The sequence below is a fragment of the uncultured Roseibium sp. genome (genome assembly GCF_947494555.1).
Taxonomy (GTDB): domain Bacteria; phylum Pseudomonadota; class Alphaproteobacteria; order Rhizobiales; family Stappiaceae; genus Roseibium.
Genome location: NZ_CANLVF010000006.1, coordinates 394,505 through 412,044 on the forward strand (window position 1 = coordinate 394,505; position 17,540 = coordinate 412,044).

17 protein-coding genes are annotated in these 17,540 nt (G+C 58.2%); 8 read left to right on the top strand and 9 right to left on the bottom strand.

The genetic code is table 11. The features are described 5' to 3' along the window. The first annotated feature begins 197 nt into the window (after window positions 1-197). From Q0915_RS26790 to Q0915_RS26800, 3 genes are all read left to right on the top strand, one after another. Entirely contained in the window at window positions 198-1,568 is a 1,371-nt protein-coding gene (locus Q0915_RS26790) for a caspase family protein (protein ID WP_299483796.1), read from the top strand. A 103-nt stretch (window positions 1,569-1,671) separates the two neighbouring features. Next, window positions 1,672-2,040 carry a VOC family protein gene (locus Q0915_RS26795; protein WP_299483797.1) on the top strand — a complete coding sequence of 123 codons (369 nt, stop codon included), beginning with the start codon at window positions 1,672-1,674 and terminating at the stop codon, window positions 2,038-2,040. Next, on the top strand, window positions 2,037-2,675 hold the full coding sequence (locus Q0915_RS26800; protein ID WP_299483798.1) for a YdcF family protein: 639 nt from the start codon (window positions 2,037-2,039) through the stop codon (window positions 2,673-2,675). Before Q0915_RS26795 ends, Q0915_RS26800 begins: the two co-directional genes overlap by 4 nt. A 6-nt stretch (window positions 2,676-2,681) precedes the next feature. On the opposite strand, the gene Q0915_RS26805 is transcribed toward Q0915_RS26800, so the two are convergent. From Q0915_RS26805 to Q0915_RS26840, 8 genes are all read right to left on the bottom strand, one after another. Continuing rightward, window positions 2,682-4,112 (bottom strand): AMP-binding protein, encoded by a 1,431-nt coding sequence (locus tag Q0915_RS26805; RefSeq protein WP_299483799.1) that lies wholly within the window; start codon window positions 4,110-4,112, stop codon window positions 2,682-2,684. Next, entirely contained in the window at window positions 4,109-4,909 is an 801-nt protein-coding gene (locus tag Q0915_RS26810) for a hypothetical protein (protein WP_299483800.1), read from the bottom strand. Before Q0915_RS26810 ends, Q0915_RS26805 begins: the two co-directional genes overlap by 4 nt. Further along, entirely contained in the window at window positions 4,906-6,207 is a 1,302-nt protein-coding gene (locus tag Q0915_RS26815; protein ID WP_299483801.1) for a hypothetical protein, read from the bottom strand. Before Q0915_RS26815 ends, Q0915_RS26810 begins: the two co-directional genes overlap by 4 nt. Beyond that, complete coding sequence (locus Q0915_RS26820; RefSeq protein WP_299483802.1) at window positions 6,204-7,295, bottom strand: DUF3419 family protein; 1,092 nt, start codon at window positions 7,293-7,295, stop codon at window positions 6,204-6,206. The genes Q0915_RS26815 and Q0915_RS26820 overlap by 4 nt, the downstream gene beginning before the upstream one ends. Further along, a complete protein-coding gene (locus Q0915_RS26825; RefSeq protein ID WP_299483803.1) occupies window positions 7,292-9,754 on the bottom strand; it encodes a PEP/pyruvate-binding domain-containing protein in 2,463 nt (820 codons plus the stop codon). The genes Q0915_RS26820 and Q0915_RS26825 overlap by 4 nt, the downstream gene beginning before the upstream one ends. After that, complete coding sequence (locus Q0915_RS26830; protein WP_299483804.1) at window positions 9,751-10,683, bottom strand: UbiA family prenyltransferase; 933 nt, start codon at window positions 10,681-10,683, stop codon at window positions 9,751-9,753. Before Q0915_RS26830 ends, Q0915_RS26825 begins: the two co-directional genes overlap by 4 nt. Beyond that, the gene (locus Q0915_RS26835) at window positions 10,680-11,843 is read right to left on the bottom strand and encodes a hydroxymethylglutaryl-CoA reductase (RefSeq protein ID WP_299483805.1); all 1,164 of its coding nucleotides are present in this window, start codon (window positions 11,841-11,843) and stop codon (window positions 10,680-10,682) included. The genes Q0915_RS26830 and Q0915_RS26835 overlap by 4 nt, the downstream gene beginning before the upstream one ends. A gap of 371 nt (window positions 11,844-12,214) precedes the next feature. Beyond that, window positions 12,215-14,053: a hypothetical protein gene (locus Q0915_RS26840; RefSeq protein ID WP_299483806.1), complete on the bottom strand. Its 1,839-nt coding sequence runs from the start codon at window positions 14,051-14,053 to the stop codon at window positions 12,215-12,217. A gap of 310 nt (window positions 14,054-14,363) precedes the next feature. Here Q0915_RS26840 and Q0915_RS26845 point away from each other — a divergent pair, with 310 nt between their 5' ends. From Q0915_RS26845 to Q0915_RS26855, 3 genes are read left to right on the top strand one after another with little or no spacing between them, the layout of a single operon-like run. Further along, a complete protein-coding gene (locus tag Q0915_RS26845; RefSeq protein ID WP_299483852.1) occupies window positions 14,364-14,696 on the top strand; it encodes a metalloregulator ArsR/SmtB family transcription factor in 333 nt (110 codons plus the stop codon). Continuing rightward, entirely contained in the window at window positions 14,693-15,052 is a 360-nt protein-coding gene (locus Q0915_RS26850; RefSeq protein ID WP_299483807.1) for an SRPBCC domain-containing protein, read from the top strand. The genes Q0915_RS26845 and Q0915_RS26850 overlap by 4 nt, the downstream gene beginning before the upstream one ends. Window positions 15,053-15,096: 44 nt before the next feature. Then, window positions 15,097-15,699 (top strand): ATP-dependent Clp protease proteolytic subunit, encoded by a 603-nt coding sequence (locus tag Q0915_RS26855; RefSeq protein WP_299483808.1) that lies wholly within the window; start codon window positions 15,097-15,099, stop codon window positions 15,697-15,699. Between the two features lie 88 nt (window positions 15,700-15,787). On the opposite strand, the gene Q0915_RS32130 is transcribed toward Q0915_RS26855, so the two are convergent. Further along, window positions 15,788-15,988: a DUF1127 domain-containing protein gene (locus tag Q0915_RS32130; protein WP_366525340.1), complete on the bottom strand. Its 201-nt coding sequence runs from the start codon at window positions 15,986-15,988 to the stop codon at window positions 15,788-15,790. Window positions 15,989-16,087: 99 nt separating this feature from the next. Between Q0915_RS32130 and Q0915_RS26860 the strand changes: the two genes are divergently transcribed. Continuing rightward, window positions 16,088-16,993: a LysR substrate-binding domain-containing protein gene (locus Q0915_RS26860; protein WP_299483809.1), complete on the top strand. Its 906-nt coding sequence runs from the start codon at window positions 16,088-16,090 to the stop codon at window positions 16,991-16,993. Window positions 16,994-17,088: 95 nt separating this feature from the next. Beyond that, complete coding sequence (locus tag Q0915_RS26865) at window positions 17,089-17,487, top strand: RidA family protein (RefSeq protein WP_299483810.1); 399 nt, start codon at window positions 17,089-17,091, stop codon at window positions 17,485-17,487. Window positions 17,488-17,540: the final 53 nt, after the last annotated feature.

Genomic DNA, 17,540 nt, shown 5'->3' on the forward strand with positions numbered 1-17,540 from the left:
AAAGTAGCAGCACAGGCTCAGTGGAAACTCGACGTCATCCATGGCAGACTTCCCTGGTTAATGCGAAGGGGGAGCAATGCATGCAGCTTCCGCTTGTCGCCATTAAGATTTGACCCGGACCGCCCAGGCGAAACCTCTCTTACCCGCCAGGGCGTGATGATTTCGATTGAAAGCCTGTCCACGAGGCCGATTTTGAGATGATTGGACTGAAATCACTTTTGACCGCTCTTGCGATGGCTGCGGCCGTCTTGTTTTCGGCAATCCCGTCGGTGTCGCAGGACACCGCTCAAAACGCTCCCGTCACGAGCGACGGGCAGAAGGTCGAGGTATCGGGCGAGTTGTCGCTTGTCTCCAAGTCCGATGGCGCCAAGGAAGAAGACTCCTATCTGGACAAGCTCATCGATATCACACCTGAGTTATTATCAAGCTTAGCGATTGCGCTTGTCGGCTATTGGATTTCCCAATCAATCAACAAGTCACAGCAACAAGCCTCCAAAGCGACTGCCGAGGCACAGATTGAAGCTGCAAATATCCGGGCCGACAATCAGGTTCAGCTCCAAAGGGGCGAGTTGACCGGAAAACTCATGGAGCATCTCACGAGCTCCGACCGGACGACACGCGAGCTTGCGGTCGTTGCCCTCAGGGAATCGGTCTCGCCGGAGATTTACGAGCCCATCGTCGCTATCCTCGCGCAATCGGACCGGGACGGAAATGTTCGCGCTGCTGCCATTCGGGAATTGGGAACATCGCAAAACCAGGCAATCGCCCGCCAACTGAACGCGATCGGCCGAGACGAGACACGATCGGAATCGGAACGCAGGCTGGCGATGTCGTCGGCTTCCGCGGTGTCGCTGTCCTCCGACGTCCCGACAAATACGGCGATCATCACAGCAACGTCCTGGGGTGAACACGCCTATGAAGTGGCCGAACTGAATGGCGGCGTCTTTACCTATTTTCTGCTCAAGAGCTTCAACGAATGGCGGAGCAAGAAAAAAGGCACGCTCTATCTGAACGACCTGTTCAGGTCCCTTGAACGGCAAATGAAAATCTACAGGGCGGACAGCCGCCCCACGCTCTTTGTCGAGGGTAACAGCAAGATACCCATCGCCGGCGATGAAGCCCACTACACTGGCCTGGAAGCCCTTGTAATCGGGATCGACAAATATGCGGGTTACCCGCTCGGGAACCTTTCCTACTGCAGGTCCGACGCTGAAAAAGTGACCAAAACACTTGAGAGCCTGACTGTTCCCGACAAGAACATTCAGTCCGTTTACGACGAAGAAGCCACCGCGCGGACTTTAAGCAACCATCTTTCAAAGCTCGCGCATTCCGGAAAAGAAGGAGGATTGTTCATCGTCTATTTTGCCGGGCACTCCTTCCTGTCCTTTGAGGGTGAATTGGGGCTTGTGACCCATGACTGGAAACCCGATACACGCGAAGGCTTCATACCCGTTTCCACGATCAAGTCGGCATTCGACCAGTCCCGCTCATCGACACGGTTGCTGATCCTGGACACGGACAACGCCGCAACGGTTGAGCGTCAGTTTCAGAAGACTCGGCCAACCTGATTCAAGACTCTGCAAGTCTTTGCAAGCGACGCAAAAATTGTTTTCCCTTTGTCCGCCGAGCGTTTGAGAGTACCAAAATGCTCCTGACCATCGGAGACACACGATGAAATTCGTGAACCCTCTGCCTTTTGTTTCGGATATTGAACGATCCAAACGTTTTTACACCGAGACCCTCGCGCTCCGGATCCTGGAAGACCACGGCAATTTCGTGCTGTTCGAAAATGGCTTTGCCCTGCATGACGGTCAATCACTTCATGAGACTGTATTCGGTACTGAAGACACGAGTGACGCGCCTTACGGACGTAAGAACCTGGTCCTTTATTTCGAAGTCGAGGATGTGACGGCCACCTGCCAGCATGTTGCATCCCGAACCGAACTGATCCATGAGGTTCGAAAGGAGCCCTGGGGACAGCGTGTCTTCCGGCTTTTCGATCCGGACGGTCACATCATCGAGATCGGCGAACCGCAATGAACAGCATCATCCGTGAGGCCGCCCGGCTTCTTTGGCAGTTTCATTGTGTCTATGACCCGCTGGAGCCCGCAGATCTCGTTGTCGGTCTTGGATCCTACGACCTGCGCGTCGCCGACAGATGCGCGGATCTGTTTCACGAAGGTCTGGCCGACCGCATCGTTTTCACGGGTGCCGCAGGGAACTGGACGCAAGATCTTTATTCCACCAGCGAAGCGGAAGCGTTTTCGGCGCGCGCGCAGGAGCTTGACGTACCGCATACTGCAATCGTGACGGAAACAACGGCAACAAACATTGGAGAGAACATCCGCTTTGCCGCTCAGATCGTGCCGGAAGCGTCGCAAGTCATATTCGTCACGAAACCGCAAACACAACGACGATGCCAGGCGACCGTCCTCAAACAATGGCCGGACGTAAAAGGTTTGGTCACCGCACCTTTGACGTCTTACGAAGACCAACCGACGCTGGCTCATGACGAACGTGCCTTGATATGTGAAATGGTCGGCGACCTGGAGAGGATCAGAACCTATCCTGTGCTCGGGTTCCAGTCCGAGGTCGTGATCCCGGATGGCGTTGCGCAGGCATTCGAAACGCTCGTCGATGCCGGGTATACAGATCACCTTCCGCGCGGCGCGTGATGCCGCTCAGCCAACGCTTCGATATCGTGACAGCAATTGTTTCGTATCCGGCTTGGATCGATGCCGGCGGTCCATAGGGATTTGCGCAACAACCTCCAAATCGAACGAACCGAGGTCCTTCGCACGTTCGCGCCAGAGGCTTTGTTTCTGCGCGTCGCCAGACAGAAACAGGACGGGCGTTCCCGATCGCTCGACTGCAAATGCGGCACCGGTCACGCCCGGCCACAAGCGCGCAGCGGTCTCGAGCGAAAACGCAAAGAGGCCATTTGAGGCCGCCTCTTTGCGTCCGAGCAACCAGAGGCGGCCGTCGTCATCGAGTTGTCCCGCATCTCCGGTTCGGTGCCAGACCGTTGCACCGTCCACCAGTTTTGTCTCCTTGTCCCGGCTCGGATCAAGATAGCCGCGATTGACATGTGGGCCGGAGACAAGGATTTCGTCGTCGATGAATTTCAGCGCCGCTTCCTTCACCGGTTTGCCAACCGGCAGGCCCTTGCCGCCTGCGGACGCCTCCCAGTCCTGCTCCGAAAGGTCTTCAAGACGAGAAAAAGAAACAGGCTCGGCTTCCGTTGATCCGTAAACGACGGTCAGGCCCTTGCCCGGTTGGCCGGACAGAAAACGGCGGGCAACATCGGGGTAGAGCGGTCCGCCGCCAGTCATGACCCTGTGCACTGACCCGGGCAGCGGCGCTCCAATGAGGCGATCAACAGCAACCGGCGGAACAAGCAAACGGGTCGCACCGGTCTGCTCGGCAAGACGCACGACCTCGGCCGCCGGCATTTTGTCGTGACGTTTCAGGTTCCAGGTCGGCATGACCGCTGTGCTGCCATGGCCGATGCAGGTGAGAACAAACGCAGGGAAGGCGACGATGTCGGTTTCTTCGCCACGATCCGATGCAATCAAGGGCGCGAGCGCTGAATGCTGTGCCCGCATGAGGCCGTGGGTGCGTACAATCGTTTTTGGCGCACCGGTGCTGCCACTGGTGAAGGATATCAGCGCCGGTTCGGAAGGGTCGCGCGGTTCGCACCCATCGCCTGAGTTGGAGCCATCGGCATCAGGCGATAACCGGATCGGAACACGCCGTGTTTCGGGAAGCATCCGCGCCAGCAAGCCTATCTTCCAGGACGCCAGGAGGGCGACGGGTTCGGTCACCGCAGCGGCATGGCGAAATCCGGCGAGGCCCATCGCAGGCTCGGGAAAAACCGCAACCGCACCCAGCCGCCAAAGCGCGGCGAGGCCGGCATATAACCCGAGGCCCGGAAACTCCCCGACGAGGACCCGGTCGCCACGGCCGATCCCTTTGGAGGCGAAAGAGGCGGCCAGGCGTGCGGATCGCTTGTCCAGATCACCGTAGCTGATCACCACGCCGGATCTGTCGATGATCGCGCGCCTTTCCGGATGATCTTGCGCAGCAAGCAGGAAGTCCTGAATGAGGTTCACAAGCGCCGACCCATCAGCGCGTAGCGCCGAAAAACGGTGCCACTGAATTTCCGGCTTTGGGCTTCGGAGGCAATACCGGAGCGCATCAGGGCGTGAACAACTTCCTTGAAGCCATGTTCCCCGGCGAGCGCGTGAACCCGGTCGGCCATGGCGCGGCCCGCGCCCGGGAGTGATCCGACATAGGTTTTCAGAACGATGGCTCCGATACGCATCGGGTCCGGGAAAGCCAGGGTCAGTCCCCTTGTTGCGCCGTTATCGTCGGTCGCTTTCAGAATGAAACGCGGGTCGGCCTGAGCGAGAAGCGGAGAATACTTTTCCAGAAAGAGAGGCTCGGGAACCGGAGTAAAAAACGGTGTCGCGTGGAAGCCGTCCATGACGAGTGCATATGCGCTGGAAAGCAGGGCCTGGGGGTCTTTTCCGTCCCAGCTTTCCACCGTTACAGCCGGAACCGCATCTTCATAACCGCGAGATCCGGGTTGCGCACTGGAAGATACATGCAGTTCCGCGACTGCAAAACCGGCGCTTTCGTAGGCGGCAAGGTCATGGGCCGCGCCGGCCGGTTCCATGAAAAATCCCGGGCTACCATCTGACCAGACCTGCAAGCGGTATGTGCCCCAAGTCGAGCCGTCCATCGGTCCGACCACAGCTTCGAACCCCTCTTGACGCAATTCGTCACATGCCTCGGCGAGGAAACGGGCGCCGCTTTGTGCGTCCGCAAATGAACCAGTCCCAATCGCCGCCGTCCTCATGCCATCCCAGGAGGGGACATCGCGGTATATCTTCGGCATTTTCGTCATAACGTCGCCTCATAAAAATAGATCGGCAAGAGCATCGCCAGAGCAGTGAGGGCCAGGCGCACCCCCGGGTTCCGGTTACCCCAACATCGGGGTCGCAAGACCTCCGTCAGCGCCGTCGCCGTCGTTACGATCGAGATAACCACAATCAACGGCAATGCAGGCGTCCAACCCATGAATTCGACAATAGCGGGAAGGAGCAACCAGCAGGCCAGGATCGCAATACCGGTACCCGCAAGTCCGGCCAGAAACCTGAAACGCCCGTTTCGAAATGCAAATCCGGCGTATCCCGCTCCGATTGCAGCAAATGTCGCGGAATAAAAGGCGACGGCATTGGTCCCGAAAATGTTGCCGATCATCAGCCAGACAACTCCGGCAAGCACCAGCGCTGCAACGAAGTCCAGTATGGGTTCGATATCCTCGTCTTCCGTTCTTGCTGCAAGCGCGGCAAAAAACGCCAAGACCGGCAGGACCGAATTGATCGGCGCTGCCACGATCGTCGACAGGAACAGGGCGACGAGTGCCGTGCGCGCCGCATGCGGTGTCATGCCAATGCGTGGTGCGAACAATTGAGCAATCACAAGGACCAGCAGCCAGACTATTGTTATCAGAGCAAGAACAGCAGGTTCCGAATTAGACCAGGTGCTCAGCAGCACGTAGACACCGACAGGCACAAAGAGATTGTCGAGGCCACGCCAGCTGTCAGCCTCAACGAATGTTGCAAATGCCGCAACGAGTGTTGCCAGCCAGATCACGTTCGGCCTCGGTATTTCGGTTCCCAATTGCAGGACAATCACGGCCGTTATCCACGTCACGACCAGAAAGGTGACGCTGCCTTCCACGCTTTTGGTTCTGTCGTTGCCGCCAAACCGGAGCCGGCCGTATCGCGTGCCGACCAGCGCCGCGGCCGCGTCCGAAAGCGTCAGCACGGCAATCGGCAAAGTGTAGAGCGCAGGATGTCCGGCCGAGAGCACAAACAGCAGTGAAATCGCGAAAAGAAAGAGAAAGTCGCCCCAGGAGCGGCGCTGAACCGAATGCAGAGACGCCCCGACGCCATCGGTCGCAATGCCCGGGAGCCGCAGCACCAGCAGTGCAATTGCTGCCAGCGCGGCGAAAACCAGGAAACCGTCGCGGGTCAGTACCAGAGGCAGAAGCATGGCATGAATGCCGACGCCGACGTGAACGGCCTTTCGCTGGCTCTCCGCACCGATAACGAAGCGTGTTGCGACCCTTCGAATCCCTGCGGCAAGAATGAAGAGCGCGATGACCGATCCGATCGCAATGAGGACCTGGACCGTCAACCCGCGACCTCCTCAAGGACCAGGTCCGAATAGAAGAACGCCTTGTCCAGCTGCTTGAGCCCGGCTTCAACATCCGGCAGGCGCTGAACGCGGTGCCGAAGGTCTTGCGGTGCCGAGCGCGGAGCCATCATGTTCCAGTAGAGAAATCTCGCACCCGGAGCCGCCCGCTCGAGCAATTTTCCATAGATTTTCGCCGTTTCCTCAAGGGACATGTATTCAAAGATGTCCGAGAGATTGAACCCGTCGAAAACGCCTTCCCCAGCCTGATCTATCGGACCCTTGACCAGCGAAATGCGGTCAAGCCGTGCCTCGATCGTTGCATAGTTTTCCGCGCGCCAGGCTGTTGGCAGAACGTCACAGCCACGGCCCGTGAGAATTTCGCGCATATAGGGGTTCTGACTGGGATCCTGGTCGACCGCCGCGAACCGCACCTTGCGCCGGACATGTGCTCCGGCGCTGCCGTCGACATGGTCGAAGAAGGCTGGGTCCCGCCCGAGCCAGCCCATCACTGTTCTGGAAAAGAACAAGCTCGTGCAGAGGTTCCAGCGGCGGTTGTTCCAACGGTCCTCGAAAAACCGTTCGCGCGCCGGGCGGTCCCGTTCGGCAAAGACACTTTCAATCGTCGATCTTGAATGGATAAGCGGCAGAACGTACCGCCGGAAGTGCCGGAAGTAGGTTTCGAACTTACCGACATTGCCTGCACCGTATTTTTCAACCTCCGTCGCCAGAGACTGCCAAAGCGAACGAGTCTCCGGGTCGCATTCCTGCAGAACCTGTTCCAGTAGCAAATCCCGGCGTGAGGATGGGCGTGCACCGAAGAGTTCCAGAAATTCTTCGTGCGACAAGGTCCGGAATGCTGCCATTCGAAGCTGCAGACAAGCAATCTGTGCGGTGGACAGGTCCGCGGCGACGATTTCCTGTGGGTCGAGCATAAGGAGTGCCAACACGTTGTCACCGGCAGCGCATATGGACAAAAACCGCTGCCCCGGACGGGCGTGAAAGCCGGACAAAAGCACGTCCGCATCTTCCCAGGCCCTGGCGTAGCGGATGGCCTCGAAGCTGGCCCGCTGGTCGATGGAGACACTCATGACAGCTTTCTCACCCATCCGGCGGAGCCGTCGACTTCAAGCCGGTCTCCCGTTGCGATCCAGTCGCAGGCTTCGGGAACCGCGACCACGCAGGGAATTCCAAGTTCCCGGGAGACAATGGCTGAATGCGACAAGACGCTGCCGCGTTCGCCGATCACAGCCGCCGCGTTTGCAAAGTGCGATATCCAACCCGGATCGGTATGCCGTGCGACAAGAATTTCGCCGGGCTGCACCTGCTCTTCGGCAGGGTCTCGGATAACACGCGCGATCCCTTCGACGCGGCCGCCACCACAGGCAGTTCCATGCCTCTGGATGTCATTGGGATCGAGGTGCGATTGGCCTTCACCCGGTCCATGCGTCGCCATTCTTTGTGCCCGGTCAAAAGCGGTGCCACGAACCAGGATCCTCTCCGCAGGCTCCGGCAAACCGGCGGCCTCTTCCTGCTCGGCGCGCCTCAAAGCGACGAGACCTTTCAGGCCAGCGTTCACGGCTGATCCTTCGACCGTCGCGAGCACCTCCTCCAGGGTCAGGAAGAACACATCGTCCGGCTCATTCAGGTGACCCAACGCCGTCAAAGATTTGCCGATCGCGCGAAAGACACGGCGTGCATACCCGAAAATTCGGGTTCTTTCGAACCTCAGGTTCTCACGATCGCGCACCCGCGCCTTGGCGTAGGACAATATCAGCCGTGCCAAAACGCGCTGTGGCCGCCCGCGAAACAGACTTTTGAGAACTTCGTCGGGCTCAACCCGTTCCGGATCGACCCCGGGACGCGATGCTGACGCGGAAACGGCCCGAAAGAGCGGCATTGGCGCTTCGTCGAGCGTCGGTTCTTCCAACTTGAGTTCTCCGATGCGCCGGTCGCCGAAACGATTGAGATAGTCCTTCAGGAGATTGCCGATGCCTGGAAGCGCAAAGACGGCTTGCTCGTCACCGGAGGCGAGTATATCGGCGGCACCGGGTGTTTCCCTCACGCGCTCACCGATTTGCCGGATCAGGCGTGCCGGTTCAGCCGAGACGATATCGCCCTGTCCGATCATGACATCGTTGTGGAGCGCTAGGCCGGGCTCACCCGCCCAGCGCTGCAGGAGCGAGCGAGACCCGCCGAAAGCCATCATGCACAGGAAGTCGTTGACGATCGGCGCATCCCAGTCATCCAGGAGCGCATGCTCGACCCGCCTGTACTCACCCGCCAGCTCTGACAAAGGCCGATCCTCCAGATCGTGCCAGGTCTCGCGCGGCGGCACAGTCTCGACAACCCGCTTCATGAAGCCTTTCTTGATCGCATTCAGGCGGAACGCGGCAAAGGCGAGCCGGGCGACCATTTTTGCAGCCGCGAGCGGGCTCTTCGATGGTGCGATCCCGGCCATGACCTCATCCGGGAGCGGTTCGGCAACCCCCATCATGGTTTCCATGTGTTGCCGGTTGCTTGAAAAAAACGGCAGCAGGGAGAGCAGGCGGTACCAGCTGCCAAGATTGTAGTACATGCGCCCGTCGATCCGGGCGAGCATGTTTTCAAGGTCGGTGGCGTGAGCCTTGATTACTTCGGGACTGGTTCCGATCAAGGCGAGGAACGATGTGTAGACACGGGCATAAGCGGCGACCGCAAAGCTGTAGGTGAGCGGTGACACCAGTCCCGGGTAACTCTCAACGATATTGGAGTTGTCGAACACCAGCAGCCGTTTTTCGGCGACACCAGCCGGCAAAAGACGGGTCGTGATCGGGCGGGCCTGCAGCAGGAAGGGCTCGGGCGTTTCAGCTGAAAAGGCCCATTCAATGTCTTGAGGTTGACCTCTTTTCTCGCTCACCGAAATGCACAGATCGGCAATCGCGCGCGCATCTTCTTCGCTCGATGCACTGTCGCCGCCGGGCCGCTCGAGCGTTTCCAGCCGGGGGTGCGAAAAACGCCAGGTTTCGCCGCTGACTTCACCCGAAACCAGTGCGTCGCCGAGACCTTCCGTCGCCGAGACGACGATCTGGTCGCGCCTCCCCGTCACCGGATCTGCGGCAAATGCCACGCCTGCGGCGCGCGCGTCCACCATCGCCTGCACGATTACGGAGGGCATGTTTATGTCGGCAATTCCCTGTGCGGCGCGATAGGCCGCGACGCTGTCTCCCAGGCCCGACGCGAAAACCGCTTCGGCCTTCGATGGTACATCGGCGGCAGCGACATCAAGAAAGGTCAGAAACTGTCCGGCATGGGACTCGGTGTGCCCATCTTCAGAGCTTGCGGAAGACCGCACCGCGAACTGCGTCCCTCCGAGCGCATCACAGGCCGTGTGAATGGCCGACTTTTGAGCCTCGGCAATCTGACCGTTTTCAAATGACGCAGACGGGATCACGAAGAAGGGTGGAACCTTATAGCCTGCCCTTGCAAGGTCCGCCAAAACGCGCGCCTTGCCGCCGATGACCTGTGCCGAACTTTCCAGTGCATCTTGCGAGGTAAAGAGCGCCGTCAAGACTGACCTCCAAGGCTGGGCGCGAACGCTGCGGCCAGATAACAGGCGAGCACCCAGAGACCGGAGAGAGTTTCTAACCGCTTTTGACGTTTCCTGTCTGGGGTCCGTGCAAAGTCCACGAGGACGAATGCAAACGGCAACAGAAACACAAGTCCGCAAAACGCCGTGACCAGGGGCCGGTCCAGGTAGAAGCCGCAGATCACGAGCGATAGAAACGCGACACCCGTTGCGACAGCAAGTGCTGTGAGAGACCTCGAAATACCCCAGGAAGAGCTATACGTCTCGACGCCTTCGCGCTCCTGTTCCGGCGCCCAGACCTTGCGGCCGAATTCGATGACGCATCCATTGCAAAAACTCATCAGCAGAAAGGTCCAGATACCCTCCGGAACCGAGCCGGCAGGGACCCATTCACACCCTGTCAGGACAAGATCGATCAGCGGCATGATCGCCATATGCGAGACGAGGTAGAGCCCCGGCGACTTGCGCAAAAAGTCCGGAACAAAGAATTCAAACGCCATCAACCCGAGCCAGGCCCAGACCAGCAGAACCAGGTAAAGCACACCAGGCGAGAGCGCATAGGCGGAAAAGGCAGCGGGAACAACCGCGGCGCCCGCCAGCCAGAGGATCAGCTTGAGCGAGACCAAGCCGCGCGGGATCGGCCGTTCCGGGCGGTAGCGCCGGTCAATCTCCGCATCCTTGATCTCATCGAGTGCTCGCATTTGCCAGAAGAACACCATGACGATCAAGAACGCGACGAGGTATGCATCGACGCCCGGCAGCTGCCGCTCAGCCAGCCGGGCGGAGGCCGTTACCGATGCTGCCGAAAACGCGCCCAGCAACGGAACGGTCTGGATCAGCGGGAACCGTTCGGATTGATAGACCCAAAGTCGGGCCAGAACTGACGCTTCATTTTCCGCTTGGCCGGTCATGCGTTCTTGCCCCGGGCAAGCCGCTTGTGAGCGCTGCCGAACTGTCCACCGGCAACCGCCGCCGTCAAGGAAAGTTCACCGCACAAGCAAAGCGCTGCCGCAACTTCCGCCAGTGCCGGTGCTTTCCCGGTGCCCCGCAATCCCAGAATATCGAGACCGGCAGCCTGCGAGGGCAGCTGCGTCCCACCACCCACAGTGCCGAGTATCAGGTTGGGCAAGGTCACGGTAACAAGCAACCCGGTCTCACTCCGTTCCATGCGTGTAAATCCGACCGCCGATTCCGCAACACAGGCAACATCCTGTCCGGTCGCCAGGTAAAGCGCTGCGAGGCCATTGGCGAAATGGGCCTGGGCACCGACCTGGCCTGTCATCAACGCACCCAGATTGGCAATGCGGCCATATTCGAGAATCTGATCGATCGGCGATCCAAGTACCGTTTCGGCAACGTCTTCCGGAACGTCCACCTGCGCTGTTACGCGGCGACCTCGGCCAAGCATCGTGCCCAGAAAACTGGCCTTTTTGTCGCCGGAGAAGTTGGCCTCCAGGAACCAGGACTTCGGAGCGACGGGCGACGACTGAAGCGCGTGTCTGCATAGTGCTTCGGTCGCGAACGTGACCATGTTTTGCCCGGCTGCGTCTCCGGTTTCATAGCGGCACATCAAAAAGACGATTTCACCGTCAATCACGGGGTCAATCGACAATAACTTGCCGAAGCGTGTCGTTGCTTCTGCCGCCGCAACCAGGCCGTCTGCCGACGTAATCGCCCAGTCGACGAACAGGCCGGCTTTCGCAATTGAGTCGAAGCGGAACGCCGGCGAACGGAGAACACCTTCTCCAAGGGTCGCAACACTGATGCCACCCGACTTGCCAACAGCCTTGGCACCGCGGGCATAGGACGCGACGAGGGCCGCCTCCGTAGTAGCCAGCGGGACGAAATAGTCGTCTTGAGCAAAGACGCCATTGACCCGCAACGGACCGATAACCCCGACCGGAACTTTCACGGTTCCAACCATGTTCTCGATGTTGCCGGCATAGTGGTTGACATCTGAAAGGGTACGGTCGTCCGCCAGGACTTTCCTTGCAGCCTCGGGAACACCGGCCTGCGTCAGCCGCGACCAGATCCGGGCGATTGCGGACCCTGAGGGCCTGGGCAAAGTCATCAATGGTGTTGGCGCATCCGGCCGGGGCGACAAGCGCGCAGCGATTTCTCTTGGATCTGCAGCAGCTTTCAGTTTTCGCAAAAAATGGAGTGTCTTGGGTGGAATTGGCATCGTCTGCAACGTGATGGATTGAGCTGACCGGGAAACGAGACTGTGGGCCGACCGAATGTGTCGATCACACGGAGTAGTAGTGGCTCTTTGTAAAAATTCCCCAAAACAGTAGCACAAGTCTTCGGCAGACAGTCACGTGCAGGCGAACTTTATAGTGAATTTTCCCTATCCTGGCTGGAACCTTTTCACCGAGAAGTGCCCGCAGCCGTCCGCGCCCCATCCAATGGCGTCACGGGTCGGCTGCGGGCACCTCCGCCCACTCAATCGGTGTTCTCGCCCTCGTCCATGAGCGCCCGTGCCAGGGTCACCTCGATGTCACGCTCTCGGAAAGCACTGATCGTCTCTGCGGACCCGTATCGGTTGATCAGCTCGCGCGCATCCGGAGCCCGCTCATAAATGCCCAGCCAGTGACGCGCGACTTCGTAAATGAACAACTGGCGCATTTCACCCTCTTCAATTAACGCTACCAGTTCGAGCATCTCCTCAATTCCGCCAATTCTGTCGGCGTGAAAGCTGAGCCGGTAGAGAAGATCGGTGCGGCTCATTTCTTTTGACGCTCCGCTTGCCTGGCGAGCAGCATCATGCAGCCAGCCGCGACCCTGCATTTCATGACCCGCATCAATCGCCGCGAGCGCAATGTCCGACAGCGTCATGATCCGGTCCTGGCGGTCTTCAATCTGAAGCGCCATTTGGTGTATCCGCTCAAAGTCGCCGAGTTTTGCCGCGGTGGAAAGTACCTGATCTCTGGTACGCATTTGCAAAGCACCCAAGCCACCCGATGCCTCGATTTCCGTGATGACATCGTTGTAGATAGCTTTTGCCTGAACCTCCCGCTCCTTTTGCGCGAGCAACCAGGCGAGGTTCATAAGGCCATTTACACGAACCGTCTGATGTTCAATCGGGCGCATCAGCCTTTCGGCAAATCCGAAACGGTCGAGCTGCGCGAACTTCATTGCAAGCAGGACGATTGTTTCACCCCTTTTCTTGGGGTCTTCGATTTTTCCGGCAAGCATGGGTGCCGATTCGCGCAAGGGAATATTCATACGCGACAAGCGCGAGAGAACGAAGCCAAGCTCTTTATCGCGCGCTTCCGCATCACCGACATCAAGCGCTGCAGCTATACTTTGTTCGAACAATCGTTCCGCCAAAACCGCGTCACCGCGCTTTTCGTATTGCAGAGCGATAAATGTGAGCAGGTTGGTTTTCTCTCTGACGCTGTCCAGCAGTTCGACGGCCGGCAAGGCCCGTTCGAGCAAGCCTGCCTCGACCATGCGTGCATAGACCGTAGCCCGGAGAGCCTGCTTCTGCGAATCATCGTCTTGCAGGTTTTGAACCAACGCCTCGGCATAATCGAATAACGCAAGCGCCCGTGGCTCCAAATCCTCTGTGGTCAGCACAACGGCCAGCTGCACAATCCCGCGGACACGAGCAGCAGGATCTTCAATTTGCCTGGTTACTTCAATAGCCTGATCAATCCACTTTGGTTCATCGGAGTGCGTCACCACTCGCGCCAGGACAAAGGATTGAAGCATTGGATCGGTCGATTGCCTGGTCGTGCCAATCGCGGCTCCAAAGTCCTTCTTGTCGATCAGATGGTCAGCCAACGCGCTTAGGGCACCGTCGCGAATCGGCTGGGCCTCAATCTCGCTGATGACCTTCCGCGCCGCTGCCAAGTCACCACGCTTTGTCTCTGCAAGCGAAAGCTCCAGACGAATGTTGTCGAGGTCATGCGTTGCGGTGACCTGCTGCATCACCCGCCGAGCTTCATCAATCTCACCCAAAATGGCATGACGCGAGGCGATCCGCGCCAGCGTTTGGCCCCGACCGAAATCATTCAGATACTGAGCGAGCTGCGCGGCCTGGTCGAGGCGGGGCGAGAAGGCAAGCATGTTCGCGACACGTGAAACGTGTTCGCCTTCCAGCGCACGTTCCGGCTTTTGTTCGAGATCATTCATCAAGGACTCGATGAAGACGTCGACGCAAGGTGCTTTCGGTTCCGCGAGACATGCCTCAATCGACTGATCCTGCGCTGTGACAGGTGTCGCGGCCAGCGCGACGGCAAAACCAAGGTTTCGCAAATGAAAATTGAAAAAACTCATCCGATACTCCGTTTGCGGGTCGGGTTTCCGGGCACCACTCAGAAAGAGCCAGGGTGAAGTCACAACAGCGCGTCTGGACCGCCGCAATCGGCCAGCGGCTGGTTCAGGTTCGGGCAGGAGATAGAGACGCAGCCAACGCGCAAGAAGCCGAGCCTGTGCAGGACGGTCTTGCATCAACGCACGTCACAATTCTTGCAGCCTTAAGATATTGAAATATCTCAACTATCTTGAAATTTTTCAACATTCTTGGCTGTTCTGAGCAACGCACCTTCAGGCTGGGTTTCGAAAATCAATTGCGAATCAGATAAGTATCTGCTTATGTATTGACATGACTGAGAACGATATCTTCCGGGCCCTGGCGGACCCGACACGACGCGAGATTTTCGAGAAGCTTGCGCATGGCGGACTGAATGCGAGCGCCTTGCGCGAGGGCATGACGATCAGTCAGCCGGCCATGTCGCAGCACCTTGCCGTCTTGCGGGAAGCCGGTCTTGTTCTCACGCAACGGCGCGGGCGCTTCACGAATTACGAGGTCAATCCCCAGGGGCTGCAGCTCATTGCAAAATGGATGACGAAGTACCGCGCCTACTGGCCGGCAAGAATTGACGATCTGAACAACCTGCTGAAGGAAATGGACCAGTGAGCGAGACAGACCTGGATACACCCGAACCCGAATTGGCCTTCGAATGCGTACTCGACGCCCCACCAGAGAAGGTCTGGCGCGCGATCAGTCAATCCGAGTTGCGCGAACGGTGGCTGCCCGGTTCCGACCTGAAAGAGCCTCATCCAAGCTCAATTGTTCCGGACCGCGAAATCAGCTTCGTCATGCAGGAACGTCAGCCGCCCTTTCTTGAAAGCACGGTCACGTTTCAGATCGAGCCGGAGGCGGGCGGCAATACGGTGTTCAGGATCATTCATAGACTGATCGAACAGCCGGAGAGCCTGCGGAGCACAGATGCCGCGAACGAAAACGGCGTGGCGCTGATGCTGGCCGCCTGACCGCCCACTCAGTACGCAATCCCGAGACGGAAAGGAATTCGCCAATGCGCGAAACGATGCAGCTCGTCCCGATGGTGGTCGAACAGTCAAACCGCGGCGAAAGATCATTCGATATCTTTTCACGGTTGTTGCGGGACCGGATCATCTTCCTGAATGGGGAAGTCAACGACACGGTCTCAGCTCTCATCTGCGCTCAATTGCTTTTTCTGGAAGCTGAAAGTTCGAAGAAGCCGATACAGTTTTATATCAATTCACCGGGCGGCATCGTGACCAGCGGATTTGCGATGTATGACACGATGCAATTCATCAAGGCCCCGGTACACACGCTTTGCATGGGAACCGCCCGGTCGATGGGCTCGTTCCTTCTCATGGCGGGAGAACCCGGCGAACGTTCCGCACTCCCGAATGCCAATATCCTGATCCATCAGCCTTCGGGCGGTTTTCAAGGGCAGGCAACGGACATGCTCATTCATTCCGAGGAGATCCAGCGTACCAAGGCACGGATGACGGATCTCTATGCGACGCACTGCAATCGCAACTTCGATGAATTCGCAAGTGCCCTTGAACGCGACAGGTTCATGACACCTGAAGAAGCACTCGATTGGGGCCTGATCGACCGCATCATTTCAAAGCGGGACATCGACTAACCTGTGTCAAATGCAGGGTCCGCGACAGCTTGTCTGCCTGTTCTTTGCGGCGGTCTTTCACCCGGTTTAAGGCAAAAACACACTTCTCCTAATGCCAGTGATCGAAGCGCACATACGCTCTATCTCTGGCATTTGCGGTGTCTTCACGGGTCAGTCCAATATCCGTCCTTAGATGGTCTGACAGGCTTCGAATATGCGCTCGGGATTTCGCGCGTCTTGTGAATTGGAAAAATTGTCGCCATGCACATGGCTTAATCTTATTGATAGCTTTCGTTATTCTGGTCGACATGTTCGAGATCCATTTTTCTCATTACTTCATAGGATTCTCGGGATAAACTGCGCTTTATCAAACAAATCCGGCCTGTGCATCCATTAGTGAGATTTATGAATGGCTCGTTCGCAGCTTCCTCCGCTGGCCGCCGTGAGGGCATTCGAAGCCGCTGCCCGCCACGGCAGTTTTACACGTGCGGGCAACGAGTTAGGTCTGACCCAGGCCGCCGTCAGCTACCAGATCAAGATCCTTGAGGAGCGTGTCGGCCAACCCCTGTTTCGCCGCAAACCAAGAGGTGTCGAACTGACACAGGTCGGCAGGGTTTTGTCCAAGAAGACGGGCGATGCCCTGAATTTGATTGCGGACGCCTTTGCCGAGGCCCAAGGCAATGCGCAGGGGACGCTAACGATGAGCGTCATTCCGACTTTTGCGACAAATTTCCTGGCCGAAAGACTGGGGCAGTTTCAGATCACACACCCAGGAATCGCCGTAAGGCTGGAAGTGAGCGATACACTGGTTGACTTTCATTCCGGTATTATCGATGTCGCCATCAGAAGCGGCCGCGGGGATTGGCCCGATCTTGAATGCCACAAGCTGATCGATGTTGAATTCACGCCGATGCTGAGCCCGGCCCTCGCCGAGAGCATCGGAGGGATTGCGCGTCCGGAAGACCTCCTCAAGCTGCCCATCCTTGGCGGTCTCGACCCCTGGTGGGCCCGCTGGTTTGATGCGGTTGGAATCGATGCCAGCGACATTGGCGACCTTCCCAGCCAGACTTTCGGCCCGCAGGTCCTGGAAGCGACGGCTGCCATCGCCGGCCACGGTGTTGCCATGGTCACCCCGGCTCTCTTTCAAAATGCAATCAGGAACGGTCAGCTGATTCGCCCGTTCGACATCAGTTGCAGCGACGGGACAGCTTACTGGATCACGTATTCCCACGCGTTCAGAAACACCCCCAAGATCAAGGCGTTCCGGACATGGCTTGCCCGTGAAGTCGGCACATTTCTGGACGCTGTGGAATAAAATCGGCTTGTCACAGCGCATTTGTTTTTTGTTGGTCCTGCCGCCGCCGACCCGGCTAACTTCCGCCAAAGTGTGACAAGTTGGATTTGCGAACCATGATTGAACGTTTGAACCCCTCGACGCTGCGCGCAGTGCCCGATCAGTATGCCGGTATCTACTCTCATTCGACCCGTCTTGATCACCTCAAGACACTGGTTGCCTTCTCCGGGCAGGTCGGTGTTGCAAAGGACGGTACTGTCGCGCCCGACTTTGCCGGTCAGTGCCAACAGGCCATGGATCATGTCGAAGCTCTGCTGGATGCCCACAGGTTGGGGCTCGATGACATTTTGAAGGTCACCTATTTTGTGACGAGGGCAGAAGATCTCGCGGAGCTATCGGAAATCCGGCAGACCCGCTGGCACTCGCCCAATCCTCCAGCCGTCACAACGCTGATCGTCGCGGGACTGGTCGGGCCCGACTGGCTGATCGAGATTGAGGTATTGGCGGCGGCTTAAGACACATCCGCTATGTACTGGATCGTTTGCCGTTGGAATGCGGTTCATTCAGC